Origin of the sequence: Bradyrhizobium sp. AUGA SZCCT0176 (assembly GCF_018130145.1) — a bacterium.
GTDB lineage: Bacteria > Pseudomonadota > Alphaproteobacteria > Rhizobiales > Xanthobacteraceae > Bradyrhizobium.
In genome coordinates, this window is record NZ_JAFCMB010000002.1 from 287,874 (window position 1) to 313,252 (window position 25,379).

A 25,379-nucleotide genomic window follows, 5' to 3' on the forward strand; every position below is an offset into this window, starting at 1 on the left:
GCGTCGCTTCCCTCGCCTTGCTGATGCCCTCTCCGGCATCAGCCGAACGCGCTCCGCAAGAGGAAAACACCGTGCCGGCACGTAAGGTCATCATCTCCTGCGCGATCACGGGCTCGATCCATACGCCCTCGATGTCGCCTCACCTCCCGGTGACGGCGGCGGAGATCGCGGAATCCGCTCTCGGGGCGGCCGAGGCAGGCGCCGCGATCGTGCACCTTCACGCCCGCAATCCGATAGACGGCCGGCCGGATCAGTCGCCGGAAGCCTTCGAGCCGTTTCTTCGTGTCATCAAGCAGCGATCCGACGTGGTGGTGAATCTGACGACCGGCGGCTCGCCCTATATGACCGTCGAAGAGCGGATCAAGCCCGCGGCAGTCTGGAAGCCGGAGGTCGCCAGCCTGAACATGGGATCGATGAATTTCGGCCTGTTCCCGATGCTCAAGCGATACAAGCAGTTCAAGCATGACTGGGAGCCCGCGATGCTGGAGGGCTCCCACGACCTCGTGTTCCGCAATTCCTTCAAGGATATCCGTTACGCGCTGGAAACGCTTAACTCGACCGGCGCGCGCTATGAGTTCGAGTGCTACGACACCAGTCATCTCTACAATCTGCATTACTTCTGGACCGAGGGTCTGGTGAAAGCGCCGCTGTTCATCCAGACCGTGTTCGGCCTCCTGGGCGGGATCGGCGCGCATCAGGAAGACGTCATGCACATGAAGCGCACCGCCGATCGCCTGTTCGGTGACAATTATCGCTGGTCGGTGCTGGGCGCCGGGCGCGCACAAATGCCGGTCGCGGCGATTGCGGCGGCCATCGGCGGCAATGTGCGGGTCGGCCTCGAAGACAGCCTGTGGATCGGCGCCGGCCAACTTGCGGCGTCGAACGCCGATCAGGTGACGCAGGTTCGAAAGATCATCGAAGGGCTGGGACTGGACGTCGCGACGGCCGACGAGGCGCGCGAGATCCTTGAGCTCAAGGGCGGCGACAAGGTCGCGTTCTGACCGCTGATCGATCGGAATGATGTAGCGGCCGGATCGCCAAAAGCAATCAACGGGAGGCCTCAATGCTGCCCCATCGCAGGGTTTACGACGAAGAACATCAACAGTTCAGGGAAACCGTGCGGCGCTTCGCGGCATCGAAGATCGCGCCCGATTTCGCACGATGGGAAGAAGCCGGGATCATCGACAGGTCGCTCTGGGGCGCCGGCGGCGCGGCCGGCCTGCTCTGCCCGCAGGTTCCCGAAGAGTTCGGCGGCGCCGGCGGCGACTTCCGGCACAACGCGGTCGTGATCGAGGAATTGAGTTATTCCGGCTTCGCAGGCCCGGCCACCGACTTCTCCGTGCACAACGACGTCTGCTGCGGGTACCTGCTCAGCTACGGCACACCCGAACAAAAGAAGAAATGGCTACCGCGCATGGTGACGGGTGAAACCGTCTGCGCGATCGCGATGACCGAACCCGGCACCGGCAGCGACCTGCAGGGCATCCGCACCCGCGCGTTACGCGAAGGCGACGAGTTCGTGATCTCGGGCCAGAAGACCTTCATCTCCAACGGGCAGATGTGCGACCTCGTCATCGTCGTTGTCAGGACCAACCCGGAAGGTGGTTCACGAGGAATGAGTCTGGTTCTTGTCGAGACCGACCGTCCCGGCTTTCGCCACGGCCGCAACCTCGAAAAGCTCGGACACCTCTCCTCCGATACATCAGAACTGTTCTTCGACGGCGTGCGCGTCCCCGTCAGCAATCTGCTGGGAGCGGAAGGTGGCGCGATGGGCGCGCTGATGAGCGAGCTGCCGCAGGAGCGTTTGACCATCGCGCTGCATTCGATCGCCGCGGCGCAGAAGGCCTTCGATCTTGCCAAGGACTACGTGCAGCAGCGCAACGCTTTTGGATCGCCGATCGGCAGCTTCCAGAACACAAGGTTCAAGTTGGCCGACCTGAAATCCGATCTTGCGGTGGGATGGGCCTATGCCGACCAGTGTCTGCACGACCATATCAACCACGAACTAACCACCTACGCGGCGTCGACGGCAAAACTCTGGATCACCGAAATGCATGGCCGGCTTGTCGACCAATGCCTGCAATTCTTCGGCGGCTACGGCTTTATGCGCGAGTATGAGATCTGCCGCCTCTACGCGGATGCGCGGGTGCTGCGGATCTACGGCGGCACCTCGGAAATCATGCGTGAGCTGATTTCGCGCAATCTGTAGGGCAGATCGGGGCTGCATCGTTCGAGAAGCCGCTTCGCGGCTCTCACGTCGTCATGCCGGCCTTGTGCCGGGCATCCACATCCTGGCTTCCTTAGGCAAGAAAGACGTGGATGGCCGGGACAAGCCCGGCGATGACGAAAAAGCGAATCATTTTCAGAATTCCTCAATAGCTCTTCGGCAATTCCAGCACCTTCTCGGCAATAAAACTGAGGATCAACTGTTCGGTGATCGGGGCCAGCCGCGTGATCGAGACTTCGCGGAACAGGCGCTCGACGTGATACTCTTTGGCGTATCCAAAGCCGCCATGGGTCATGATCGCCTGCCACGCCGCGTCGTGGCCGGCGCGGGCGCCGAGGAATTTGGCGGCGTTGGCTTCGGCGCCACAGGGTCTGTCGTGATCGTAGAGCCAGGCAGCACGCATCGCCATTTGCCAGGCTGACTCCAGATACATCCAGTTTTCCGCGAGCGGATGCTGGATGCCCTGATTCTGGCCGATCGGCCGGTCGAACACCACGCGCTCCCTTGCATATTTCGCCGCCCGGCGCAGCGCGTCCTGGCCGATCCCGATCGCTTCGACCGCAATCAGGATACGCTCGGGATTGAGGCTGTGCAGGATGTAGGAAAAGCCCTTGCCCTCCTCGCCGATCCGGTCGGCTTCCGGAATAAACAGGCCGTCGATGAAGATGGCATTGGAATCAACCGACTTGCGGCCCATCTTGGGAATGCGATGAACGTCGATCTTGGACCGGTCGAGGTCGGTGTAGAAGATCGTGATGCCATCGGTCGGCCGCGCGCAATCTTCATACTTGGTGGTCCGGGTCAGCAGCATGATCTTGTTGGCGACCTGTGCGGTCGAGGTCCAGACCTTCTGGCCGTGCACGAGATAGCCACCGGGGACCTTTTGCGCGAAAGTCTTGATCCTGGTCGTGTTCAGCCCGGCATCCGGCTCGGTAAAACCGAAGCAGCATTGATCTTCGCCGGCGACCAGCCGCGGCACCCAGCGCGCCTTCTGTTCCGGCGTGCCCTTCACGACGATCGGATGCGGTCCGAACAGGTTGATATGCACCGCCGATGTCGCGGACATACCGCCGCCATGGCTGGCGACTTCATGCATCATGATCGCAGCCTCGGTCACCCCGAGGCCGGAACCGCCATACTCTTCCGGCATGGTGATGCCGAGCCAGCCGGCGTCGGCCATCGCGCGATGAAACTCGAACGGAAACTTGCCGTCGTCATCGCGCGCCAGCCAGTAATCGTCGCCAAAGCGCGTGACGACTGAGCGTACGCCCTCGCGAATAGCCGCCTGATCGTCTCCCGGCTCGAACTCGTTGGCCAATGCACTCATGTGACGTCCTCCCCGGCCGACGCGAGCGCGCGCTTGGCCGCGATCAGATGCGGCATGTCATACATCTTGCCGTCGATACCGAGCGTCCCCGCATCGGGCTGCGCCGCGAACGCCGCCACCACGCGGCGCGCATGCGCCAGATCGGCCTCCGACGGCGTGAAGCATTGATTGATCGTCGCGACCTGAGCGGGGTGAATGGCGATCTTTCCAACAAAGCCGTCGCGGCGTGCGATCCGGCAGCTTTCCGCCAGCCCTTTCTCGTCCTTGAAATCCCCATACAGCGTGTCCAGCGCCATGGCACCCGCAGCACCCGCGGCGAACAGGCATTGCGCCCGCGCGACCTGATACGGGAACGTCCAGCTTCCGTCGGCTTCCTTGTTGGACAGTGCGCCGAGCGCCGCACCCAAATCCTCGGCGCCCCACGTCATCGCAACCAGGCGCCTGCTCGGCGTTGCATAACTCGCAAAGCCGATCATCGCAGCCGGTGTCTCGGTCGCCACCACGAGTAACTTCACATGCCCCGGCGTGACCCCGGTAGCCACCTCGAGCACGTCGACGTAGTTCGAAATCAGTTCGATATCCTGCGTGCCGTTGACCTTCGGGATCAGGATGCCGTCGAGGCCCGGACGAACAACCGCCGCGAGGTCTTCGAGCGTCAGCCCGCTGCCGAGCGGATTGATGCGCACCAGAAACGCCCAGCCGCGCGCCGGACCACCCAGCAGGTTTTTCACCATCTCGCGCGCCAGCGCCTTGCGCGGCGGCGCTACGGCATCCTCAAGATCGAGGATCAGCGCGTCGGCGCCGATACCGGATGCCTTTGCGAATTTGTGCTCGCTGTCGCCAGGCACAAACAGAAGGGAGCGCAATCTCATGCGGGACGCCTCATCATCAGGCCTGTGCGGCGGCAATAGGCGACTTCCTCGTTGTGCTGGTTGAAGCCGCGATGCTCGAACGTGACGATGCCCTGGGTCGGGCGGGACTTGCTCTCGCGCACCGCCAGGATCTTCGTTTCCGCCCTGATCGTATCACCGGCAAAGACCGGGCGTGGAAATTTGGTGTCTTCCATCCCGAGGTTTCCAACCGTCGTGCCCAGGGTGGTGTCCTGCACCGACAGGCCGATGACAAGGCCGAGGGTGAAGATCGAGTTCATCAGCGGTTTGCCGAATTCGGTCGATTTGGCGTATTCGTGATCGATGTGCACGGCCGCCGGATTATAGGTCAGCGACGAGAACAGGATGTTGTCCATGTCGGTGACCGTCCGCCGGATTTCATGAACGAAAGTTTGCCCGACCGAAAACTGCTCGAAATAGAGTCCCGCCATCCCGTTTCCTCGCCTTTCTGCATTCGTACACATGCATACTATTTCTTATTGACGCTGCCCGACAGGAGTCAGGGCGCTTTCTTCAACGCCTCCGGAAGCCTGGAGCGATGAAAGCCTTCAAAGGGCGCGCTACGATTGTGCGGTTCGAGCTTCCACGTCGTCCGCGCATTCGGTGTGCCGCCATCGACCCGAATGCAGGAACCGGTGACGTAGGCGGCAGCCGGCGACAACAGATAAACGATCGCGGCCGAAATTTCGGCCTCGGTGCCGAACCGCTGCAGCGGCACACCGGCCGTGAAATCATGCAGCTTCTTTTGCATTTCCGGCGTGTAGGTATCGAACCCGCTGGACACGATGCCGCCCGGCGCGACCGCATTGACACGGACTCCCGAAGCGGACCATTCGCACGCCGCGGTTTCGGTGAGCGTCAGCATTCCGCCGCGCGCCGCGCCGGAGTGGGCGAACTCGGGCCAGCCATGCCAGATGTCGGCAATGATGTTGACGATGGCCCCGCCATTGGCCTCCATCCAGCGGTTGTAGACCTCGCGCATGAAAATGAAGCCACCGGTCAAATTGCTGCGGACCACGGCCTCAAAGCCCTTGGTCGAGATGGTTTTCATCGGCGCGCGATATTGCCCCCCGGCATTGTTCACCAGCCCGTCGATGCGGCCATAAGTGCCGAGCACCGCGTCGATCGCAGCGATTACCATCGTTTCGTCGCGGATATCGCAAACATGGGTGAGGACCCGTCCGCCATCCTCTTCAATCTCCGCCCTCACCTCCGCCAGCTTTTCGGCAGTGCGGCCGAGGATCGCGACATTGGCACCGAGAGCAACCAGTTCGTGTGCGGTGCAACGGCCGATACCGCTGCCGCCACCGGTGACGATAATCGTCTTGCCCTTGAACAGATCGGACCTGAAAACCGATTGATACGGCATCGTGCTCTCCGAGAGTGACGGACTGGCGGGTCACGCCGCATTGCCAAAATTAGTACACTATATTATGATATGGTGTATTCTGTTTCGCAAGCGCTTTGCGGCGGGCCTCGCCACAAGGCCGGAGGCCGAACGATTGGAACAACCGGCCGCTTATGGCCATCCACGTCGCCCCGTGACATTGTGTTGTCCCGGCGCCGAATGATGCCCTTGGAAACGCACGACATGGACAAATTCACGACCATCACCGTCGAAGCGCGCGACGCCATCGAGATTCTCTCCCTCAATCGGCCGGATGCCCTCAATGCGGTGACACCAGCGATGGCCGACGAGCTGATCGCCTACTTTTCGGGTCTGCACGAACGCCTGACCACGCGCATCGTCATCTTCCGCGGCAATGGGCGGGCGTTTTGCGCCGGGGCCGAGCTCGGGTCCGATGCGTTCGCAGCGCCCGGCGCGGGGCGTCCGCAGCGGCAGCTGGACATGCAGCAGCGCTATTCGCGGATCATCCGCCTGATGCGAAGCTGCCCGCAGCCGATCGTCGCACTTGTTCAGGGAGCGGCATGCGGCGCCGGGTTTTCGTTGCTGCTGGCCTCCGATGTTCGCTTCGCGACGCCGGCGGCGCGGATGAACGCCGCCTACATACGCGTCGGCGTCGGCGGCTGCGACATGGGGTCCGGCTATCTGCTGCCGCGGCTGATCGGTCTTTCGGTGGCGTCGGAATTGTTGCTGACCGGGCGGTTTCTGGGTGCGGACCGGGCCAAGGCGGTAGGACTCGTCAGCGACGTCGTTGACGACGACAAATTGCTCGAGACCGGCCTTGCTTTCGCCGCTGAAATGGCCCGCGCCTCGCCAATGGGTTTGCGCATGACCAAGCAAACGCTGAACGCGCTGATCGACGCTCCCGGCATCGATGCCGCGCTGATGATCGAGGACCGCCAGCAGGTGATGCTGCTTGAAACCAGCGACCACCAGGAGGCTGTCGCGGCATTTCGAGAGAAGCGCGATCCGACCTACAGGGATCAATAGAACCTATCTTCCCGCAAATGTCGGTTTGCGCTTCTCCCTGAAGGCTTTTATCCCCTCCTGGGCATCCGCCGTTCGCGAGATCGCTGCGAGCGTTTGTGCCTCATCCTCCAACTGGCTCTCGATGGAACGGTTGAGCGTCTGCAGGAACAGGCGCTTGATCCCACCATAGGCTTCGGTGGGACCCGAAGTCAGCTCGCGCGCGATCTTCTCGGCCTCGGCGACAACCGCGTCGTCGTTCACGACATAGTCGACCAGCCCCGTCGCCAGCGCGGCGTCGGCGTCCATCGTCTCCGCCAGCAGGAAAAACCGCCGGGCACGGGCGACCCCGATGCGCCGCGTCACGGTTGTCGTCGAGCCGCTGTCCGGCGTGAAGCCGATCCTGGCGAATGCGGATGAAATGCGCGCCGATTTGCCGATCACCACCAGATCGCCCGCTGCCATCAGCGAGACGCTGCCGCCCGCGACGTTGCCTTGCACGGCCACGACGACCGGCGCACGCATGCGGACCATCCGCACGATGGCGGCATGCAAATCGGCTGTCCAAGACTTGATGGTCACGGGCAACGCGGCGCCACGGGAGGCGAGCGCTGCGAGATCGCCGCCGACACTGAACAGCCTTCCGCGTGCGGAGATCAGCACGGACCGCACATCGTCGCGCTCGCTCAATTCTGCCATGCAAAGGCCGAACTCGCGGCAGAAGTCGCCGTCGATCGGGTTGCCCCGCTCGGGCTGATTGAGAATGATATGCGCGAGGCCACCGTCGATCGTGCATTCGAAGCTGGTGGTAGCGATTGCCAGACCCATTGCGTCTCTCCCAGGGTGTTCGGACCTTCTTGGAAATGCGTTCGAGGCGGCCAGCATGGAACGGCTTTTCGTCGCCGGCCTGGCGTCAGGCTGACCGGCCTTCCTTTTCCTTGCGCGTGGAGGCTTGAATGGCCTCGCGCGCCCGCTGCCAATCGTCAGGCGAAAGTTTTGAGAGCCCGGCAAACGTGCTTGGCGCCGCCAGATGATGCCCGCCGTCGATGCTGATGGTGTCGCCGGTGATGTAGCTGCAGCCATCCGACATCAGGAAGATCATGAGGTTGCGCAGCTCATCCATCTTGCCGAACCGGCGCAGCGGAACCTCGTCCGCCTGGGTCGCCCCCACGCCGGTCTCCGCCAGCGGATTGAGCTTGTCCCAGGCATTCTCGGTCGGAAACGGACCGGGCGCGACCGCGTTGACGCGGATGCCCTTCGGTCCCCATTCGACTGCGAGCGACATCGTCATCGCATGGACGGCGGCCTTGGCCATCGCGGCCGGCACCACATAGGCCGATCCTGTCCAGACCCAGGTGACGAGATTGCTGATGATCACGCCGGGAAGCCCCGCCGCAATCCAGCGTCTTCCGCAGCCCTGCGCCGCGTAAAACGAGCCGTCCATGATGGTCGACCTGATCGCCTCGTAACCGCGAGGCGACAACGTCTCGGTCGGCGCCAGGAAATTGGCGCCGGCGTTGTTCACGAGGCCCGTGAGAGGTCCGGTAGCCCAGATTTCCGCCATCATCTTTTCAATGCTGTCGGGATCGCGAACGTTGGCGACCAGCGCCTCGGCCTGCCCGCCCGATCGCGCACGAATTTCGCCCGCCGCCTGCTCGAGAATTTCCGGCCGGCGGCCGCAGATGAAGACATGCGCGCCATGCGCGGCAAAGCCCAAGGAAATCTCCTTGCCGAGCCCCGTGCCGCCGCCGGTCACGAGGATGCGCTTTCCCTTGAGGACGTCACGGCTGAACATGAACGGCAAATCCCGCTATTCGAAGCTTACATTACAGCCAAGCCAGGCCGCCAAGCCAAATTAATACACTAATGTACTTCATCTGTAAATCGCGATCGTCCCGACTCAAGGATGTCCCCGGGAGCTCGATCCGGCCTAATCCCCAGCAAATAGAGCCGATTCTTGGGGATACGCACGGCCATGAATCGCCGCGGACGGGATCGCCGCGGCGCGTTCCTTTTAAAATACGCTTGTGTATGATATCAGTTGAATCGCCGGTGATGGACACGCAATCGGTATCAGCTCCTGACGAGGAAAAAATCGAATGGTCGACCGGCCCGACTGGGATCTCCGACTAGGCTACCTCATCCACGACGTTTCCCGGCTGCGCCGGATGATGTTTGACCGCGCCCTGGCGCCGCTCGGCATCACGCGGTCGCAGTGGTGGGTGCTTGCCTTCATCTCGCGGAAAGACGGACTGCCGCAGACTCAGCTAGCCAATGAGCTCGACGTCGGCAAGGTCGGCGTGGGAGCGCTGATCGATCGTCTGGAGTCTTCCGGATTCGTGCTTCGGCAGGCGGACCCGGTCGATCGCCGCGTCAAGCGCGTCTTTGTCACCAAGCAGGCGCGCGGCTTCCTGGAAAAACTTCGCAAGGAGACCGACAAGTTCAATGCCCAACTGACCAACGGGATTGACAGGCAGGCATTGGAGGCGGCTTCGGACGCATTGCTGGCGATGAAGCACAATCTGCTGGCGATGTCCGACGGAAGCGCCCTGCCGGATGAGAGCGAAGCAGACGTCGGCAAGAAGGGCAAACCACGGAAGAGCAGGAAAGCGGCGTAGCCGCTCATCCCTTTACGTGCTGAGCAGACCGCATCGATCGTTAGCGATGCGGTGGCGCTCTATGACACGATGTCTCGCCCCCAAATATCGGCATTGGGGCGTGCCTGCTTCAGCAACTCCGCAACCTTTGGACCCAACTCATTGGGATCCTCGACCGGCTCTATCCCCGGCCCCGCGTGCCAGCCTTCGGCAATTTTGAGAATGCCATCGCCCGCTTCGAACACGCGGCCCGTGACGTCGCGGGCTTCCTCGCTGGCCAGCCAGACGACGATCGGCGCGACCCAGCGCGGATTGCGCCGCTTGATGTCTTCCTCGGTGCGCTCCCTCAATCCTTCCGTCATCCGGGTCTGCGCGCGCGGCGCGATGGCGTTGACGGTTATTCCATACTGCCGGAGTTCGGTCGCGCTGATGATGGTGAAGGCGGCGATGCCCGCCTTCGCCGCCCCGTAATTGGTCTGGCCGACATTGCCGAACAGGCCTGAGGCGGAAGACGTATTGATCAACCGCGCGCCCACCGGGGAACCGCGCCGCTTGGCTTCCTGCCGCCAATATTGTGCCGCATGGTGCGAAGGCGCGAACGTCCCCTTCAAATGCACCTTGATGACGCTGTCCCATTCCTGCTCCGTCATGTTGACCATCATGCGGTCCCGCAGGATACCGGCATTGTTGATCAGGACGTCGAGGCGCCCGAATGTCCCAACCGCTTCGTCGATCAGCGCCTTCGCGCCGCCCCAGTCGCTGACGTCGTTGCCGTTCACGATCGCCTCGCCGCCGGCATCTCTGATCGCTTCGACCACCGACTGCGCCGGCGTCAGATCGGCGCCCTCACCGGCCGCGGTGGCACCGAGATCGTTGACGACGACCTTCGCCCCCTGCTCGGCCAGCATCAGCGCGTATTCGCGTCCGAGGCCGCGGCCCGCACCCGTCACGATCGCAACACGTCCCGCACACAGATTTCCCATTTTCATTGTTCCTGGATCGTTTCGTTTCACTGACACGTACACTCAGGGGAACTCGCCATCGCCGCAGCGCCATTTGCGCACGTCGACGAACAGCAGAGTGCCGTTCACTTCTTTTCGATCTTCGCGGTCGCGACGATCTCGGCCCAGCGCCTGGTATCCGCTTCCTGAAAGGCTCCGAGCTCCTGCGGCGTCGAGGGAAATGGCGCAGCACCAATCGTGGTCAGGTACTTTTTCGCCTCAGCGCTGTTGACGAAGCCGGTGACCAGCGTGTTGAGCCTTGCGATGATTTCGGTTGGCGTCTTTGCCCGGACGAAGACGCCAACCCAGGCCGTCAATTCGTAACCCGGCAATCCGCTTTCCGCGATGGTCGGTAGCTCCGGCATCGTCTCCAGCCGCTTTGCACTGGTCACGGCCAAAGCCCGCAGTTTGCCGTCCTGGACCAGGCCTTGCGCGCTCGCGGGATCAGCGAAGACACAATCGATCTGCCCGCCCATCACGTCCGTCAAGGCCTGCGGCATGCCGCGATACGGCACGTGCTGCATTTCGATGGCCTGGCGAAACCTGAATAGCTCGGCCGCGCCCCTGCTCGATGTATTGCCGCTGCCAAAGGACAAGGGTTTTTCGCGCTGCTTCGCCAGCGCGACGAATTCGGTAACGGTCCTGGCCGGAAAATCAGCCCTTACCGTCAGCATCATCGGTATCGTCATGATACCTGCGACCGGTGCGAAGTCCGCTTTGGGATCGTAGGGCAGCGAATTGAACAGGCTGATGTTCGCCGCCTGCGTCGAATTCGTCGTCACAAAAGCCGTATAGCCGTCGGGCTCCGCCTTCAGGACCGCGAGCGCCGCAAGATTGCCGTCGGCGCCGGGCTTGTTCTCGACCACAACGGTGGCGTTGGTCGTTGCACGAATGCTTTCGGCCAGATGCCGCGTCACGCTGTCGGTCGCGCTGCCGGGCGGGAATGGAACGATCAGGGTGAGACGCTGCGAGGGATAGGGTTCCGCAGCAGCCGCCGGGAAGCAAGCGGCCAGGAGAAGTACGACGACAGCGATAGCCCGCACTAAATTGGCCCTCAAGCTGATCTCTCCCCTGTTGGCGTTTGGGCGGCATCGCCTTCCGGATCGACCTCGACATATGGGCCTTGTCCGATATAGTACACATACGTACTATCTTTGCGGACTAATGCAAGCGGATCGGTGAGCCCATCAGCTCGTCGCGTGCGCGCACCGCATACCCTCCCAACAGGAACCGTTGGCCATGAACAACAATCGCAATCGTCAGGTCATCCTGAAATCCCGGCCGGCCGATATTCCCCAGGCCGACAATTTCGAAATCATCGAGTCCGACGTTCCCGATCTGCGGGAGGGCCAAATCCTGGTGCAGAACCTTTATCTTTCGGTCGAACCTGCCATGCGCGGCTGGGTCAGCAATGTCGCCAATTATTCGGAGCCGGTGCGCATCGGCGAAGTGATGCGCTCATTCGCCGCCGGCGAGGTGCTGCAATCGGCACATCCCGACTTCAAGCCGGGCGACAAGGTGATGGGCATGTTCGGATGGCAGGAGTTCGCCATCGTCGGACCTGCCGCCGTCACGCGAAAAATCGGGGAAGACGGACTGCCGCTTTCGCTCTCGCTCGGCGTCACCGGTCTCAACGGGATCACTGCTTATTTCGGGCTGCTGGACGTTGGCCAGCCGCGCCCCGGCGACACCGTTGTGGTGTCGACCGCGGCCGGCGCGGTGGGGTCAGCGGTCGGCCAGATCGCAAAACTGTCGGGTTGCCGGACGGTCGGGATTGCCGGCGGGCCGACCAAGGTCGCCCAGTGTCGTGAACTGTTCGGCTACGACGTGGCGATCGATTACAAGAGCGACAGTCTGGAGACCGCGCTTGCCACGGCCTGCCCAAGGGGTGTCGACCTCTATTTCGACAACACCGGTGGCGCTATCAGCGACATTGTGCTTCGCCATCTCGCCGTCGGTGCCCGCGTGGTGATTTGCGGTACCGCGTCGGTGTCGAGCTGGAATCCGTGGCCCAACGGTCCGCGCACCGAGCGCCATTTGCTGGTCAAACGCGCACGCATGCAGGGTTTCGTCATCTTCGACTACGCGCCCCGGTTCGAAGAGGCCGTCACCCGTCTGGCCCAGTGGATCCGCGATGGACGACTGCGCTATTCCGAAGACGTGCTCGAAGGCATCGAACACGCGCCGGGAGCGATCGCCGGACTCTATCGCGGTGAGAACACCGGCAAGCGGCTGATCAGGATCAGGTGACGGCCGGTACTCCGGACCAATGCCGCTATTTGGCCGAGGCCGACGTTGCAGCCTCGTCGATCAGCTTCCACGAAGCGCCTTCGAACTTTGCCATGCGCAGCGATTCATAGGGAGCATAGTCCTGCGGCGTGGTGTTGAGCTGGATTCCGGGCAGCATCATCTTGAGGCGCGTGCCCTTCATGCTGGTCGCCTGCTTCAGGAGATTCTCCCGCGTCAGGTCGTCCCCGCACTTCGTAATCGCCTGGACGATGCCCTGCACGTTGACATAGCCCGACAGGGCGACGAAATCGCCGGGATTGTCGTTCGGCGCCCACTTCTTCATGAACTCCACATACTCCTTCACCTCGGGGTCATCGGCCCAGGCCGGATCACCAGCCTGCTTGGTGAATTGCGTCGTGATGATGCCTTGCGCGTTATCGAAGCCGGCCGGCTCCAGCACCGTCTTGACCGAATTGGTCGGGCTGGCAAGGAACTGCAGCGGCGTCCAGCCCGTCTCCTTCACCTTGCGCAGTCCTTGCGCGGTGAATTTTGGCGTCGAGAAGTACAGCAACGTGTCGGATCCGGAATCCTTCAGACGAACGATCTGGGAGTCGATGGTCGGCTCGGTTATTTCATAGGTCACTTCGGCAACGATCTTGATCTTGTCGCCGAGCGCAGCCTTCAGGCCGACCAGAAAGTCCTTGCCGTAATCATCGTTCTGATAGAGCACGCCGATTTTGGCGGTCGGCTTGTGCTTCAGGATGTACTGCCCGAACGTTTTTCCCTCCATCTCGAAGCCCGGATACATCGGCACGGTCCAGGGGAAGTTCTGCGGGTCGGCGAAACGCCGGCCACCGGCAGACACGAAGATGTGCGGCACCTTGGCGCCGTTCAGATATTTCTGGATCGCGACATTCGGCGTCGTGCCGACGGTACCGACATCGGCCAGCACCTCGTCATTCTCGACCAGCTTTCGGGTCTGTTCGATTGCCTTCGGCGGACTGAAGGCGTTATCGAGCGAGATCATGTTGATCTTGCGGCCGTTGATGCCGCCGGCCTCGTTGACCATCTTGAAATAGCCGGTCATCACCCGGCCGTAGCTGGAGAACGCCGACGCCGGCCCGCTATAGGGAACCGTCTGACCGAGCTTGATCTCGGTGTCGGTGACGCCGGGCCCGTATTTCTTCTCGGCGGCCGACAGGTCACCGATCGTTGCAACGGCCATCATGGCAACCGCGGCCGTCCATCCAAATTTCCGGATCATGCTTCCCTCCCCGTTAAGCCCGCTTGAACGGATCTCGATTTAACGGTACACTAGCATACTAATTTTTGGCTTACAAGCAAGTTGGCCGGTTTCTTTTGTCGTGGGCCCGCAGGTAGCGTCGTCGGCACGCATCAGCACGGCCTACCCTTCTACTCGCACGCCCTGGATTCGCCTTTGGTTTCCTGCAGTTCAATCCGGTCGATCTGCGCGAACAATTCATCCGCGATATCAAGATCGGTTGCGAAGTTCATGGGATCGGCGTGGCCGCAGATCACGTCGGCGAAATGCCAGGCCGCCACGGCCACCACCCGGTCCTTTGCCATCACCGCGATCTTGAGCGGATGCCTGGCGCCGACACCGCGCGCGGTCTGGTAGCCATCGGCGATGCAATAGAGTTCGACCCGCACCTTCCCGGTCGATACCGCCTGGATCGAAACCTCGATGTCGCAAAAGCCGAACGCGGGATCGTCGCGCGAGCCCTCCGCATAGAAATAAAATGCACCGATTTTGCCATGCGCGCAGGGTCCCAATGCGCGGTCGCGCGGCACCTGCGGGTCCGGCCTTGCCGGCGTACGCGGTGGGAGAAGCCCAAGCGAACAGAATTGACGATAGGAATAGCAGGTAGCCAGAACAGCCTCCCTTCAGGTTTGCTTCAAGCTGGGGCCCTGATGTCGAGACCCAACAAGCCCTTCGCATTGCTCATAAACGTTTCACGCGCGAGGCCCAGCGCCCGCTCGGCAAACTCCGCCGGCCGATCCTGCTTGATCGTGAACGGATAGTCCGACCCAGCCACAATGCGGTCCTTCCCGACCTTGGTCACCAGATAGTCCAGCGCGACATCGTCATAGAGGATGGTGTCGTAAAAGAACGACTTTACCATCTCGCCGGGATCGCGCGGAAACAGGCTATCCAAGGGCGGTCCAATGCTCCGGGCGTGCCGCAGCCGCGGCAGGATCCAGGGCAGCGCGCCGCCGCCATGACTGAGCAGGATCCGCAGATTTGGGAAACGCTCAGTCACACCGTTGGTCATCAGCGACACCGCGGCAAACGCGGTTTCGAGCGGAAATGCCGCAACCGCCGCCAGCTCGGGCCGACCGCCCATGCGGTCGAGACCGAGCGGATGCAGCGGATGGACCATCACCATCAAGCCCGCCTGTTCGGCCGCGGCATAGATATCGTGCAGCCTGATATCGCCGAGCGGAATACCGTTGATGTGGCTGCCAATCTCGATGCCGCGCAGGCCAAGCGATTTGATCTCGTCCAACCGCTTGACGGCGAGAGACGCATCCTGCATCGGCGCCATGCCGATGCCGATGAATTGCCCGGGGTTCGCATTGCAGAGTTCGGCGATACCCTCATTGATATGCCGGCACAGCGCGTCGGCATCCGCGGCCGGAAACCAGTGCGACAGCAGTTCCGGCATCGGCGAGACGACCTGCACGTCGACATCGTCGGCTGCCATGTCGTCGATGCGGCGCCTGGCGTCCCAGCTTCGGGAATCGATGACGCGGAACACCTTGCCGTCGACAATCACCGCGGCGCTATCTGCCCCCTTGCGTTCGATCGACGGCCAAAGCGGATTGCGCCCGGCTTGCTGCGGAATGCTGCCGGGAACGAAATGGGTATGGGTATCGATGGCCTCGGCCACAACGCGCTTCCTCGATATTGTTATGCACCGCACCAGTGTTCCCCGCCCACATTCTCCGGGCGGAACCTGCGATGCTACTTTACAAGCAGGTTGGACTGTTTTTAATATGGATGCAATCAAAGAAACGAATTGCAGGGTTTTGCGGACCTCCGCTCAACCGACTTGCGGAAAGGACGCGACGATCAAGATCGCGTCAGGGAGTGAAAGCGGAAAATTGACGGCGCCAGTCGAAAACATCGTGATTGCAGGAGCAGGCCAGGCCGGCGGCCGTGCGGCGGAAGCGTTGCGCGCCCGCGGCTTTCAGGGCGCCATCACCATCCTCGGCGAAGAGCCCCATCCGCCGTACGAGCGGCCGCAATTGTCCAAGGCGATGCTCTGCAGCCCGGACGCGCCGGTAGCCTACATCAAGCAGGCCCGGGATTGGAGCGACGTCCTGAACGTTCGGCTCGAAACCGGCGCGGCAGTGACTGATTGCGACGCCGACCGCCGCACGGTTACCACAGCCGATGGCCGTTCGTTCGCCTACGATCGCCTGCTGATCGCGACCGGAACGCGGCCTCGCCGGCTTGCTGCGCTGGAACACCCGGGCCTTGAAATTCAGTACCTGCGCAACGTCGAGGATGCGCTGCGCTTTCGCAAATCCGTTCAGCATCAATCCCGGATCGCGATCGTCGGCGGCGGCGTGATCGGGCTCGAGGCGGCCTGCGCAGCCGCAAAGAACGGATGTCGCGTTACAGTGATCGAGAGCGAGCCGCGCTTGCTGGCCCGGGCATTCCCGCCGCTCGTCAGCGACATCGTCGCCGCCAAGCATCGCAACCATGGAGTCAACTTCATCTTTGGCGCGACCGTCACCGGAAGTACGCCCGATGGCGTTCAGCTCAGCAACGACGAAGAGGTCGAGGCGGATCTGGTGCTGATCGGCATTGGCGTTGAACCGGTGCCGACGGTCGCCGAACGGCTTGGCCTGCCAACGGCGGATGGGATCGCCGTCGATGCCTGCGGCCGCACCGCGGCGTCAGGCGTGTTCTGCGCCGGCGATGCCGCTCTGCAATGGAGCCGCTGTCACGGCCGCGCGATCCGGGTCGAGACCTGGGCCAACGCGCAGAACCAGGCGATTTCGGTCGCGGCGAACATGATCGGCGAGGCCAGAGAGTACAGCGACCCGCCCTGGTTCTGGACCGACCAATATGACCTGAACATCCAGGTCGCCGGCGATATGCTCGACAGCGACCACATCGTCCGCGGCGATGAACGTTCTGGGAAATTCTCGGTTGTAGCGATGCGCGGCTCGGAAGTGGTCGGCGCGTTGTCGGTCAATGCCGCCAAGGAGATGGCGATGCTCAAGCGCGTGATCGCGGCGAACACCAAGCCGTCACGTGCCGATCTTGAATCGCCCGCCTACGATTTGCGGGCCGCCTTGAAATGAAAAGCAAAGAACTTTCCAGGGAGAAACAGCAATGAACGCGTTCCAACGGATGAATACCGCGCTCATGATCGATGAAGGCAAGAAGATATTCAAGGTTTCGCGCCGGGCCTTTGTCGATCCTGATATTCTGGAGGCCGAGCGGGCGCAGATCTTCGACAAATGCTGGCTCTACCTCGGCCATAGTTCCGAACTCGCCAAGCCGGGGGACTTTGTCACGCGTTCGGTCGGGGGGCGGAACATTCTGTTCGCGCGCGATGGCAAGGGCAATCTCAAGGCGATGCTCAACACCTGCCCGCATCGCGGCGCGCAGGTCTGCCGCGAAAAGCACGGCAGCGCCAAATCCTTCCAATGCTTCTATCACGGCTGGGTATTTGGGCTCGATGGAACGCTGCGCAGCCAGCCTGGCGAGTCCTCCTACGCCGCGGATTTCAAGGAGCGCTCGACCTCCAACATGCAACAGGTGGCGCGGTTCGAGAGCTACCGCGATCTCAATTTCATTTGCTTCGACAAGGGCGTCGAGAGCCTTTCGGACTATCTCGGTCCGGTGAAGGAGTATCTCGATGTGATCTGCGATCAGGCCGAGATGGGAATGACCATCGTCGGCGGCACGCAGGAATACTCGATGCGGGCGAACTGGAAGCTGCTGACCGAGAACAGCATCGACGGCTACCACGCGCTGACGACGCATGCGACCTATCTGGACTACCTGAAGTCGGCGAGCGGCGCGCTGGCTCAGGTCGCCTTTGAGGGCTCTGCGCGCGATCTCGGCAAAGGCCATGCCGTGCTCGAATACAAGGCGCCCTGGGGCCGCCCCGTCGCGCAATGGATTCCCTCATGGGGCGAGGAAGGAAAACACGAGCTTACCCGTCTTTATGATGGCCTGGTGAAGCGGTTCGGCAAGGAGCGCGCCGATCGCATCGCCACCTTCAACCGCAATCTGTTTATCTTTCCGAACCTGGTGATCAACGACATCATGGCCGTGACGGTACGAACCTATTATCCCGCCGCGCCCGACTTCATGAACATCAGCGCCTGGGCCCTGGCCCCCAAGGAAGAGACCGAATGGGCACGGAAATACCGGCTGTTCAACTTCCTCGAATTTCTCGGGCCCGGCGGCTTTGCAACGCCTGACGACGTCGAGGCGCTCGAGCAGTGCCAGCGCGGTTTTCGCAACTCCGCCGAGGCGCAGTGGAACGACATTTCGAAAGGCATGGGCAAGGAAAACCCGTCCTACGACGACGAATTGCAGATGCGCGCGTTCTGGTCGAACTGGAACGAGCATATTTTCAGGGTGCCGGCATGAGCGACGGAGTAACCGCGATGCACGCCATAGCCCGTACCGACGTCGAGGATTTCCTGTTTGCCGAAGCCGAACTGCTGGATGAATGGCGGCTGCCGGAATGGCTGGAGCTGTTCACTGACGACGCGATTTATTACGTCCCGGCGACGGACCTGGCCGTCGACGCTTCGCCCGACAACAACCTGTTCTATGTCGCCGACGACCGCTTCCGGCTCAGCGAGCGGGTCAAGCGCTTGATGAAACGAACCGCGCATGCCGAGTTCCCGCATTCGAGGACGCGACACCTCGTCAGCAACGTCCGCATCAGAAAGCATATCGGCGACGATATCGAGGTGAGTTCGGCCTTTATCACCTATCGCACCAAGGACGGCGTGACGGACACCTATTTCGGCAGCAACCGTTATCGTCTCGTCCCCGGCAACGGCACGTTCCGGATCAAGGAAAAGCGCTGCCTTCTCGACAGCGAAGGCCTCCGCGCCCAGGGCCGCGTCAGCATCATTCTGTGAAAGCAAAGCAGGTAATGGACAAGAAGCTCAGGGATAATGTTGCCGTCGTCACGGGCGCGGCCAAGGGCATCGGCCTTGCGATCGCCGAGCGGTTGGCGCGGGACGGCGCCAAGCTCGTGCTCGCCGACCTCGATGAGGCCGGGTTGAAACAGGCTGCCGCTCATCTCAGCAAGGAGTTCGGCGCTGAGGTCGCCAGCCATGCCGGCGATCTCTCTGATCAAGGCACGGCGGAGAAGACCATCAATCTCGCGAGCGAGCGCTTCGGCCGGCTCGACATCCTCGTCAACAACGCCGGCGGCGGCATCATCAGGGCGTTTACTGAGCAAACGCCGGAAACCCTGAAAACCACCATCGATCGCAATCTCTGGACCGTGCTGTGGTGTTCCTGGTACGCGGTCCCCAGGATGCGCGCGCAGGCTTATGGCCGCATTATCAACCTCGGCGCCGATTCAGTCCGCAACGGCCTGTGGGATCATGCCGCCTATAACGCGGCCAAGGGCGGCGTTCATGGCCTCACGACAGGCATGGCGCGAGAGTTTGCCCGAGACGGCATCACGGTCAATACGGTCGCCCCCTGCGCGGTAAACACGCCGCAGATGGTGGCGATCACCAAGAGCAACCCCGCGCTCGCCGCCAAATTCGTCAGCGTTATCCCCATGGGCCGTCCGGCCGAAATGGAGGAAGTCGCCTCGATGGTTTCCTATCTCGCTTCCGCCGAAGCATCGTTCGTGACCGGACAGGTCATCAGCGTCAACGGCGGCAGCACCATGCTCTAGGTCTTGATATGGCTAAGACACTCGTCATCTGCGCCGCCAGTGAAGTGGTCGAAGGCGAAATCAAGCAGGCGCCGCTGCCCGATGGCTCCAACGTGGCGCTCTACCGGGTCGACGGCGCGATCTACGCCACCGCCGACATGTGTACTCACGGAGAGGCATCGCTAGCGGAAGAAGGCATCATTACCGGCAAAACCGTGGAGTGCACGTTCCACTTCGGCACGTTCGACGTGACCACCGGCGAGCCGACCGGCATGCCCTGCGAAATTGCATTGAAAACCTACCCCGTCACCATCGTTGACGGCAACGTTCAGATCGAGGTCTAGAAATGGCGAGCCGTCCTGACCGTGTCCCCGCCCCGCTGAAATCCGCGCGCCGACCGCTTGGCACAGCCCGGCGGCGCACCCAGGCCGAACGAACCGAGGAAACGCGCACGCGCATCCTCAAGGCCGCATCGGAACTCATTCGCCGGCGCGGCTACGCCCGCTTTCGAACCGCCGACGTCGCCGCCGAAGCGGGCCTGTCCCGTGGCGCGCAGCTTCATCATTTTCCGACCAAGGATTCGCTTGTTGTCGCCACCCTGGAATACGTCTTCGAGCAGGCGCAGATCCAAAGCCGGCGCCGCGCCGCGGCGGTGAACCGGCCGCGTGATCTGATCGAGGCCGTGATCGAGGACGCACGCGAGTTCTTCTTCAGCGAACATTTCATGGTGGCGATCGACATCGTGCTGTCGACGTCGACCGATCAGGCCGTCCGCAAGCAGATCCTGGATATCTCCCGCAAAGCGCGCCGGCCGGTCGAGACGGCCTGGACCGAAGCGCTGGCCGCGAGCGGCGTGCCGCCTTCCCTGTCGGCCGACATCGTGGCCCTGACATTAAGCCTCGTCCGCGGCATGGCGCTGCGCACGCTCTGGGACAACGACCCAAAATGGTTCGACGAGCTGTTCGCGGTGTGGCGGCGGATGATCAAGATTTTCCTGGAATCCCAGCATCCGAAGGCGCGGGCGCGATGAACAACGGCCGCGCCACCCCTCTGATCACCTCGGTCTGCTACGTGCGCCTCGCCGTCAGCGAGCCGAGCGCCAGCGCGCGCTTTGTGTCCGATATTTTCGGGCTGCAGCGCGTCGCCGATCAGGATGGCGAGATCGCCTTTCGTTCCGACGACCGGTTTCGCACGGTAAGCCTTGGCCAGAATTTTGCTGATGGCGCCAGCGTCGGGATCGAGGTCTGGGATGATACGGCGCTAGCAGAAATCGGCGGGCGATTGCGCGCACTCGGCTTCACGGTTCAAGAGGCCTCAGCCAGCGAGTGCAAACGCCGGTACGTGCAGTCGGCGCTGCTGACCCAAGACGCATCCGGCAACCGGATTGATCTGGTGGTCCGTCCAACCAGGAGCGGCCGCCGCTACTTTCCGCCGCGCGATGCCGGCATTGTCGCGTTTCATGGCGTCGGCCTTCGCAGCACCGATCACGCACGCGACCTAGCATTCTGGCGCGCGCTCGGCGCCGAAGTCAGCGACTGGGTTGGCGACATCGCCTATTTGCGGATCGACGGATTGCATCACCGCATCGCGCTCTATCCATCGAACCGCAATGGGCTGCTCTATGCGGCGTTCGAAGTCGAGGCGCTCGATCAGATCATGCAGAACAGCTACTTCATGCAGGAAAGCCAGATCAGGATCGTGCAGGGCCCGGGCCGCGAGGCCGCCTCACGCCAGATGTTCCTGCACGTCGAAGGCCCGGACGGCCTGATCTTCTCCTATGTGAACGGCATGACCGAACTCGACGGCAAGCCGCGGCTGGCGCGGCAATTCCCGCTTGCTGCCGCCTCGCTCTGCGACTGGGGCAGCGAAAACAAGGACGTACCGGAACTTAGCGCCGGGCCGATGAACAGGAGAACAACATGATCCAGCTGAAGGATGTGAGCTACGTCCGCCTCGGTTCGCCCGATCTCGAATCGGCCGAGAATTTCGCGACCGCCTGTCTCGGCCTGCAGATTGCCGAGCGCGGCAAGAAGGATCTCTATCTGCGCTCCGACGAACGCGCTCATACGCTGTGCTATTCGGAAGGCGACCCTGACGACCAGACCGTCGGCTTCGAGGTCGAGAACGAGGCGAGCCTGCAGGAGGCGGCCTCCACGCTGGAAGCGCTCGGGCATGCCGTCCATGCAGGAACTGCGCAGGAAGCCGAGCGGCGCAAGGTAAGAGCCTTCATCGGCTTTCGCGATCCGACCGGCAATCGCATTGAGCTGGTGGTACGGCCGGAACGCAGCGGCCGGCGCTATTTCGCCAGCCGCGATGCCGGGATCACCGGCTTCAGCCATATCGGCCTCAACTCGACCGATCCGGCGCGCGATGAGCGGTTCTGGACGCAAGTGTGCAACGCCCGTGTCAGCGACCGGATCGGCGACATTCCGCTGATGCGCGTCAATGCGATCCATCACACCATTGCGCTGGTTCGGGCGCCCAAGGCCGGCATCCAGCACATCAACCACCAGGTCGAGACCAGCGACGACGTGCTGCGCTCCTATTACTTCCTCAATGAGCGGCGCGTGCCGATCGTGTTCGGCCCCGGCCGGCATCCGACCTCGGGCGCGCGCTTCCTCTACTTCAAAGGCCCGGACGGCATGATCTTCGAATACTCGGTCGGCGTCGACGAGATCGAAGACGAGGCGACGCACCGGCCGCGGCAATTCGGTTTTGAGCCGACCAGTTTCTGCATGTGGGGTTCGAAACCCGCGGGCATGGCTTTGCCAAACTCCTGATTGGAACAGAGCAAATGGATCTGGGATTGAAGGGACGCACCGCGATCGTGTGCGCGGCAAGCCAGGGCCTTGGCAAGGCGAGCGCGATGGCGCTCGCCCGCGAAGGAGTCAACCTCATCATCGTAGCCCGCCGTGGGGATGTGCTGGAAAGTGCCGCGGAGGAGATCGCATCTGCGACCGCCAACCGGCCCAAAGCGGTCATTGCCGACGTCACCACCAACGAAGGCCGCGATGCCATTCTCGCCGCCTGCCCGGCTCCCGACATTCTCATCAACAATGCCGGCGGGCCGCCGCCCGGAGATTTCCGCAAATTCGAGCGTGAGGACTGGATCAAGGCGCTCGATGGCAACATGCTGGCGCCGATCGCGCTGATCAAGGCGACGCTGGACGGCATGATCGCGCGCAAGTTCGGTCGCATCGTCAATGTCACCTCGCATGCCGTGAAAGCGCCGGTAGCGATGCTTGCGCTTTCCAACGGCGCGCGCACCGGCTTGACGGGTTTTGTCGCGGGACTGGCCCGGTCGGTCGCCGAACACAACGTGACGGTCAACAACCTGCTGCCCGGCACGTTCGATACCGACCGCCTCAAGTCTAATCTGACGGCGCTGGCCCGGAATTCGTCGCGCGAGGTCGGCGCCGTGACCGAGGAGATCAGAACGGCCAACCCGACCAAGCGGTTCGGCCACCCCGATGAATTCGGCGCTGCCTGCGCGTTCCTGTGCTCGTCGCAAGCCGGTTACATCACCGGGCAAAACATTCTGATCGACGGCGGCGCCTATCCCGGCACGTTCTGATTCGAACAAAGCTCGATCATCTGCCGGCCATTACTCGGTCTTGACATGGCGCTCCTCGATCACCTTGCGCCACACGGGAATTTCGGCCGCGATGATGGCGGACAGTTCGGCGGGAGTACTGGTCGTGGCCTCCACGCCGTAGGCCAGAAAGCGGTCGCGCAATTGCGGCATCGCCAGCGTCGTCTTGATAGCGGCGTTGAGTTTGCTGACGATCTCAGGCGGCGTACCCGCGGGAGCCAACAGCCCGAACCAGGTTTCGACTGAATACCCCTTCAAGACGTTCCCGATGGGCGTGGCCCCGGGAGCAACGGCGGAGCGCTCAGGCGACGAAACGCCGAGCAGCTTCACCTTGCCGGAGCGGATATGTTCGTTCAGCGTGTCGGATGTTGTCGTGAGCAGGATGTCGACCTCGCCGGCAAAGATCGCGAGCGTTGTCGGTGCCTGGCCGCGGTACGGGACGTGGACCATCTGCAGCCCGGCCTGGTTGAGAAAGCGCTCTGTGCTGAGATGTCCGAGCGAGCCAGGTCCGGCGGTCGCATACAGCATCGGCTTGCCCTGCGCCTTGGCGTAGGCGATCAGGCCGGCGGCATCGTTCACCGGCACCTTTTCACTCGCAACCAGAACCAGCGGCGCCTTGGAGACCAGCGAGACCGGTGCAAAGCTCTTCAACGGATCGAAATCGACACCCTTCTGAAGCAGTGGGGCGATCGAGATCGGGCCGTTGTTTGCAAACAAAAGGGTGTAGCCATCCGGATCCGCCCGGGCGGCTTCGTTGGCGCCGGTCGTGCCCGCCGCGCCCCCGCGATTGTCGATGACGAGCGGCTGGCCGAGGATCTTTGCCATCGGCTCCTGCAGCGCGCGCGCCATGATGTCGGTCGAACCGCCGGCGGGATATGGCACGATGAGCCGGATCGGCCGCGACGGGTAATTGTCTGCGGCGGCAGTTCCGGCAAGAACCACAAGCCCGAGCGCAAACGCGAAGAAATGAAGTCGTTTCACGTCGATCCTCCCATCAGGTCGTCTCTTTTTTTGATGCAGTCTTTCTCTCCGGCCGGCCTTATTCCGCTGCCGTTCCGGCGACCTTTCCGAACGCGCCGGAGGCGGCTAGTTTTGCGATTTCATCCGCGGACAGTCCAAGCACGCGTTCGAGCACGTCGTCGCGGTGCGACCCTATGGACGGAATTTCCCGCCCGATCGCACTACGCGCACCCGACATTCGCCACGGGGCGTTGACGCCCTTGAATTCGCCGGCGGCGTCAGCGATCGGCGCAAATGTGCCGCGACCAGCGAGATCGGGATCGTCCAGCGCTTCGGCCGGGTCACGAAAGCGCGCGCAGGGAATGCCGGCCTGGTCGAGCATGGCAAGGCATTCGTCCATTGTGTATTGCATGGCCCATTTTTCGATGACCTGCATCATCGCGGTCCAGTTCGCGCCGCGCTTCGGCACCGATGTGAAGCGCGGGTCGGATAAAAGCTCCGGCAGGCCGGTCAGGTCGCGAAGGGCCGCGAAGTTGCGCGCCGACACCGGCGCGATCAGGATGTCCCCGTCCATGGTGCGCACGGGCCCGTAAGTCGGCCGCAGCATCGGCTTGGAGAATTGCGCTTCCTGCAGCTCATACACCAAGAGATTCAGCATGCAATCCATCAGGGCGACATCGATGCGCTGTCCTTCGCCGGTGCGCGAGCGCTGCACCATTGCAGTCTGAATTGCCGAGAAGCCGAAAATGCCGCCGAGAACATCGGCGACGAACACCGCACCTGCCGCCGGCCGGTCGCGGTCTCCGGCATACCGCATCAGCGTGCGATCGAAGCCGCTCTCGGCATGAACGATCATCGCATAGGCGGCGCGCTCAGCCTGCGGACCGGTCTGACCGTAGCCGGAGATCGAGCAGTAAATCAGTCCCGGATTGATCTTTCGCAGCGTCTCATATCCGAGACCCAGGCGCTCCATCACACCGGGTCGGAAATTCTCGACCAGGATGTCGGTGTCTTCGACCATGCGATGGACGAGCTTGATCGCATCTGACGATTTCAGGTCGAGCGCGATGCTCCGCTTGCCGGCATTGAGCTGGCCGAAATAGGCGCTGTGGCCGTCACGCACCGGCGCGCGCAGCCGCATTTCGTCGCCTTCCGGCGGCTCGATCTTGATCACTTCCGCGCCGACATCGGCCAGCAGCCGCGCGCAATAGGGCCCGGCCAGCATGATGGAGAAATCCAGCACCCGTACGCCCTCGAGGGCCGATGTCGATGTTTGGTCCTGCATA

Annotated in this window: 27 protein-coding genes; 14 read left to right on the forward strand and 13 right to left on the reverse strand. The window is 62.4% G+C overall.

Translation table 11 applies throughout. The features are described 5' to 3' along the window. Positions 1–23 precede the first annotated feature (23 nt). Both JQ600_RS06405 and JQ600_RS06410 read left to right on the forward strand, forming a co-directional pair. Positions 24–1,001, forward strand: a complete 978-nt coding sequence (locus JQ600_RS06405) for a 3-keto-5-aminohexanoate cleavage protein (RefSeq protein WP_212386034.1) — start codon at positions 24–26, stop codon at positions 999–1,001. A 62-nt stretch (positions 1,002–1,063) separates the two neighbouring features. After that, positions 1,064–2,209 (forward strand): acyl-CoA dehydrogenase family protein, encoded by a 1,146-nt coding sequence (locus JQ600_RS06410; protein ID WP_212268829.1) that lies wholly within the window; start codon positions 1,064–1,066, stop codon positions 2,207–2,209. Between the two features lie 163 nt (positions 2,210–2,372). Here JQ600_RS06410 and JQ600_RS06415 read toward each other — a convergent pair whose 3' ends face one another. The 4 genes from JQ600_RS06415 to JQ600_RS06430 form a co-directional block, all read right to left on the reverse strand. Beyond that, positions 2,373–3,554 carry an acyl-CoA dehydrogenase family protein gene (locus tag JQ600_RS06415; protein WP_212268830.1) on the reverse strand — a complete coding sequence of 394 codons (1,182 nt, stop codon included), beginning with the start codon at positions 3,552–3,554 and terminating at the stop codon, positions 2,373–2,375. After that, complete coding sequence (locus JQ600_RS06420; protein ID WP_212386036.1) at positions 3,551–4,426, reverse strand: CoA ester lyase; 876 nt, start codon at positions 4,424–4,426, stop codon at positions 3,551–3,553. Before JQ600_RS06420 ends, JQ600_RS06415 begins: the two co-directional genes overlap by 4 nt. Continuing rightward, entirely contained in the window at positions 4,423–4,875 is a 453-nt protein-coding gene (locus JQ600_RS06425) for a MaoC family dehydratase (protein WP_192734589.1), read from the reverse strand. Before JQ600_RS06425 ends, JQ600_RS06420 begins: the two co-directional genes overlap by 4 nt. 68 nt (positions 4,876–4,943) lie before the next feature. Further along, on the reverse strand, positions 4,944–5,813 hold the full coding sequence (locus JQ600_RS06430; RefSeq protein ID WP_212268833.1) for an SDR family oxidoreductase: 870 nt from the start codon (positions 5,811–5,813) through the stop codon (positions 4,944–4,946). A gap of 222 nt (positions 5,814–6,035) precedes the next feature. Here JQ600_RS06430 and JQ600_RS06435 point away from each other — a divergent pair, with 222 nt between their 5' ends. Continuing rightward, a complete protein-coding gene (locus tag JQ600_RS06435) occupies positions 6,036–6,839 on the forward strand; it encodes an enoyl-CoA hydratase/isomerase family protein (protein WP_212386037.1) in 804 nt (267 codons plus the stop codon). Between the two features lie 3 nt (positions 6,840–6,842). Here JQ600_RS06435 and JQ600_RS06440 read toward each other — a convergent pair whose 3' ends face one another. Both JQ600_RS06440 and JQ600_RS06445 read right to left on the reverse strand, forming a co-directional pair. Beyond that, complete coding sequence (locus JQ600_RS06440; RefSeq protein ID WP_212386038.1) at positions 6,843–7,643, reverse strand: enoyl-CoA hydratase/isomerase family protein; 801 nt, start codon at positions 7,641–7,643, stop codon at positions 6,843–6,845. Positions 7,644–7,728: 85 nt separating this feature from the next. After that, complete coding sequence (locus tag JQ600_RS06445) at positions 7,729–8,610, reverse strand: SDR family oxidoreductase (RefSeq protein WP_212268836.1); 882 nt, start codon at positions 8,608–8,610, stop codon at positions 7,729–7,731. A 304-nt stretch (positions 8,611–8,914) separates the two neighbouring features. On the opposite strand from JQ600_RS06445, the gene JQ600_RS06450 reads away from it, so the two are divergent. Next, positions 8,915–9,433 carry a MarR family winged helix-turn-helix transcriptional regulator gene (locus JQ600_RS06450; protein ID WP_212268837.1) on the forward strand — a complete coding sequence of 173 codons (519 nt, stop codon included), beginning with the start codon at positions 8,915–8,917 and terminating at the stop codon, positions 9,431–9,433. 59 nt (positions 9,434–9,492) lie between these two features. Here the strand turns inward: JQ600_RS06450 and JQ600_RS06455 are convergent, their stop codons facing one another. Both JQ600_RS06455 and JQ600_RS06460 read right to left on the reverse strand, forming a co-directional pair. After that, positions 9,493–10,395, reverse strand: coding sequence for an SDR family oxidoreductase (locus JQ600_RS06455; RefSeq protein ID WP_212386039.1), 903 nt, complete (start codon positions 10,393–10,395; stop codon positions 9,493–9,495). A 104-nt stretch (positions 10,396–10,499) separates the two neighbouring features. Then, positions 10,500–11,471 carry a tripartite tricarboxylate transporter substrate binding protein gene (locus JQ600_RS06460; protein WP_212386040.1) on the reverse strand — a complete coding sequence of 324 codons (972 nt, stop codon included), beginning with the start codon at positions 11,469–11,471 and terminating at the stop codon, positions 10,500–10,502. A gap of 181 nt (positions 11,472–11,652) precedes the next feature. Here JQ600_RS06460 and JQ600_RS06465 point away from each other — a divergent pair, with 181 nt between their 5' ends. Beyond that, positions 11,653–12,663, forward strand: coding sequence for an NADP-dependent oxidoreductase (locus tag JQ600_RS06465; protein ID WP_212386041.1), 1,011 nt, complete (start codon positions 11,653–11,655; stop codon positions 12,661–12,663). A 25-nt stretch (positions 12,664–12,688) separates the two neighbouring features. On the opposite strand, the gene JQ600_RS06470 is transcribed toward JQ600_RS06465, so the two are convergent. From JQ600_RS06470 to JQ600_RS06480, 3 genes are all read right to left on the reverse strand, one after another. Beyond that, positions 12,689–13,906 (reverse strand): ABC transporter substrate-binding protein, encoded by a 1,218-nt coding sequence (locus JQ600_RS06470; RefSeq protein WP_212386042.1) that lies wholly within the window; start codon positions 13,904–13,906, stop codon positions 12,689–12,691. Between the two features lie 149 nt (positions 13,907–14,055). Further along, positions 14,056–14,454, reverse strand: a complete 399-nt coding sequence (locus JQ600_RS06475; RefSeq protein WP_212386043.1) for a hypothetical protein — start codon at positions 14,452–14,454, stop codon at positions 14,056–14,058. Positions 14,455–14,558: 104 nt separating this feature from the next. After that, positions 14,559–15,554, reverse strand: a complete 996-nt coding sequence (locus JQ600_RS06480) for an amidohydrolase family protein (RefSeq protein ID WP_212386044.1) — start codon at positions 15,552–15,554, stop codon at positions 14,559–14,561. A gap of 214 nt (positions 15,555–15,768) precedes the next feature. Here JQ600_RS06480 and JQ600_RS06485 point away from each other — a divergent pair, with 214 nt between their 5' ends. The 9 genes from JQ600_RS06485 (at position 15,769) to JQ600_RS06525 (ending at position 23,115) form a co-directional block, all read left to right on the forward strand. Then, the gene (locus JQ600_RS06485) at positions 15,769–16,980 is read left to right on the forward strand and encodes an NAD(P)/FAD-dependent oxidoreductase (RefSeq protein WP_212386045.1); all 1,212 of its coding nucleotides are present in this window, start codon (positions 15,769–15,771) and stop codon (positions 16,978–16,980) included. A gap of 31 nt (positions 16,981–17,011) precedes the next feature. After that, on the forward strand, positions 17,012–18,283 hold the full coding sequence (locus JQ600_RS06490) for a Rieske 2Fe-2S domain-containing protein (protein WP_212386046.1): 1,272 nt from the start codon (positions 17,012–17,014) through the stop codon (positions 18,281–18,283). Then, complete coding sequence (locus JQ600_RS06495) at positions 18,280–18,786, forward strand: aromatic-ring-hydroxylating dioxygenase subunit beta (RefSeq protein WP_212464565.1); 507 nt, start codon at positions 18,280–18,282, stop codon at positions 18,784–18,786. The genes JQ600_RS06490 and JQ600_RS06495 overlap by 4 nt, the downstream gene beginning before the upstream one ends. Positions 18,787–18,800: 14 nt before the next feature. Continuing rightward, entirely contained in the window at positions 18,801–19,562 is a 762-nt protein-coding gene (locus JQ600_RS06500; protein ID WP_212489752.1) for an SDR family oxidoreductase, read from the forward strand. A gap of 8 nt (positions 19,563–19,570) precedes the next feature. Then, complete coding sequence (locus JQ600_RS06505) at positions 19,571–19,885, forward strand: non-heme iron oxygenase ferredoxin subunit (RefSeq protein WP_212386049.1); 315 nt, start codon at positions 19,571–19,573, stop codon at positions 19,883–19,885. Positions 19,886–19,887: 2 nt separating this feature from the next. Beyond that, on the forward strand, positions 19,888–20,571 hold the full coding sequence (locus JQ600_RS06510; RefSeq protein ID WP_212386050.1) for a TetR/AcrR family transcriptional regulator: 684 nt from the start codon (positions 19,888–19,890) through the stop codon (positions 20,569–20,571). After that, positions 20,568–21,464 carry a VOC family protein gene (locus JQ600_RS06515; RefSeq protein WP_212268851.1) on the forward strand — a complete coding sequence of 299 codons (897 nt, stop codon included), beginning with the start codon at positions 20,568–20,570 and terminating at the stop codon, positions 21,462–21,464. Before JQ600_RS06510 ends, JQ600_RS06515 begins: the two co-directional genes overlap by 4 nt. Then, a complete protein-coding gene (locus JQ600_RS06520) occupies positions 21,461–22,321 on the forward strand; it encodes a VOC family protein (protein WP_212268852.1) in 861 nt (286 codons plus the stop codon). The genes JQ600_RS06515 and JQ600_RS06520 overlap by 4 nt, the downstream gene beginning before the upstream one ends. An 86-nt stretch (positions 22,322–22,407) precedes the next feature. Continuing rightward, positions 22,408–23,115 carry an SDR family oxidoreductase gene (locus tag JQ600_RS06525; RefSeq protein ID WP_409363259.1) on the forward strand — a complete coding sequence of 236 codons (708 nt, stop codon included), beginning with the start codon at positions 22,408–22,410 and terminating at the stop codon, positions 23,113–23,115. Between the two features lie 30 nt (positions 23,116–23,145). Here the strand turns inward: JQ600_RS06525 and JQ600_RS06530 are convergent, their stop codons facing one another. After that, the gene (locus JQ600_RS06530) at positions 23,146–24,114 is read right to left on the reverse strand and encodes a tripartite tricarboxylate transporter substrate binding protein (protein ID WP_212386052.1); all 969 of its coding nucleotides are present in this window, start codon (positions 24,112–24,114) and stop codon (positions 23,146–23,148) included. A gap of 58 nt (positions 24,115–24,172) precedes the next feature. Further along, positions 24,173–25,378 carry a CaiB/BaiF CoA-transferase family protein gene (locus JQ600_RS06535; RefSeq protein WP_212386053.1) on the reverse strand — a complete coding sequence of 402 codons (1,206 nt, stop codon included), beginning with the start codon at positions 25,376–25,378 and terminating at the stop codon, positions 24,173–24,175. Position 25,379 lies beyond the last annotated feature (1 nt).

Excerpts from the sequence above, each read along its gene's own strand:
- JQ600_RS06520 (WP_212268852.1), top strand. The coding sequence starts at position 21,461 with ATGATCCAGCTGAAGGATGTGAGCTACGTCCGCCTCGGTTCGCCCGAT.
- JQ600_RS06425 (WP_192734589.1), bottom strand. The coding sequence starts at position 4,875 with ATGGCGGGACTCTATTTCGAGCAGTTTTCGGTCGGGCAAACTTTCGTT.
- JQ600_RS06510 (WP_212386050.1), top strand. The coding sequence starts at position 19,888 with ATGGCGAGCCGTCCTGACCGTGTCCCCGCCCCGCTGAAATCCGCGCGC.
- JQ600_RS06525 (WP_409363259.1), top strand. The coding sequence starts at position 22,408 with ATGGCGCTCGCCCGCGAAGGAGTCAACCTCATCATCGTAGCCCGCCGT.
- JQ600_RS06500 (WP_212489752.1), top strand. The coding sequence starts at position 18,801 with ATGGACAAGAAGCTCAGGGATAATGTTGCCGTCGTCACGGGCGCGGCC.
- JQ600_RS06405 (WP_212386034.1), top strand. The coding sequence starts at position 24 with ATGCCCTCTCCGGCATCAGCCGAACGCGCTCCGCAAGAGGAAAACACC.
- JQ600_RS06435 (WP_212386037.1), top strand. The coding sequence starts at position 6,036 with ATGGACAAATTCACGACCATCACCGTCGAAGCGCGCGACGCCATCGAG.
- JQ600_RS06515 (WP_212268851.1), top strand. The coding sequence starts at position 20,568 with ATGAACAACGGCCGCGCCACCCCTCTGATCACCTCGGTCTGCTACGTG.
- JQ600_RS06420 (WP_212386036.1), bottom strand. The coding sequence starts at position 4,426 with ATGAGATTGCGCTCCCTTCTGTTTGTGCCTGGCGACAGCGAGCACAAA.
- JQ600_RS06490 (WP_212386046.1), top strand. The coding sequence starts at position 17,012 with ATGAACGCGTTCCAACGGATGAATACCGCGCTCATGATCGATGAAGGC.
- JQ600_RS06450 (WP_212268837.1), top strand. The coding sequence starts at position 8,915 with ATGGTCGACCGGCCCGACTGGGATCTCCGACTAGGCTACCTCATCCAC.
- JQ600_RS06465 (WP_212386041.1), top strand. The coding sequence starts at position 11,653 with ATGAACAACAATCGCAATCGTCAGGTCATCCTGAAATCCCGGCCGGCC.
- JQ600_RS06415 (WP_212268830.1), bottom strand. The coding sequence starts at position 3,554 with ATGAGTGCATTGGCCAACGAGTTCGAGCCGGGAGACGATCAGGCGGCT.
- JQ600_RS06505 (WP_212386049.1), top strand. The coding sequence starts at position 19,571 with ATGGCTAAGACACTCGTCATCTGCGCCGCCAGTGAAGTGGTCGAAGGC.
- JQ600_RS06430 (WP_212268833.1), bottom strand. The coding sequence starts at position 5,813 with ATGCCGTATCAATCGGTTTTCAGGTCCGATCTGTTCAAGGGCAAGACG.
- JQ600_RS06495 (WP_212464565.1), top strand. The coding sequence starts at position 18,280 with ATGAGCGACGGAGTAACCGCGATGCACGCCATAGCCCGTACCGACGTC.
- JQ600_RS06445 (WP_212268836.1), bottom strand. The coding sequence starts at position 8,610 with ATGTTCAGCCGTGACGTCCTCAAGGGAAAGCGCATCCTCGTGACCGGC.
- JQ600_RS06535 (WP_212386053.1), bottom strand. The coding sequence starts at position 25,378 with ATGCAGGACCAAACATCGACATCGGCCCTCGAGGGCGTACGGGTGCTG.
- JQ600_RS06470 (WP_212386042.1), bottom strand. The coding sequence starts at position 13,906 with ATGATCCGGAAATTTGGATGGACGGCCGCGGTTGCCATGATGGCCGTT.
- JQ600_RS06410 (WP_212268829.1), top strand. The coding sequence starts at position 1,064 with ATGCTGCCCCATCGCAGGGTTTACGACGAAGAACATCAACAGTTCAGG.
- JQ600_RS06455 (WP_212386039.1), bottom strand. The coding sequence starts at position 10,395 with ATGGGAAATCTGTGTGCGGGACGTGTTGCGATCGTGACGGGTGCGGGC.
- JQ600_RS06440 (WP_212386038.1), bottom strand. The coding sequence starts at position 7,643 with ATGGGTCTGGCAATCGCTACCACCAGCTTCGAATGCACGATCGACGGT.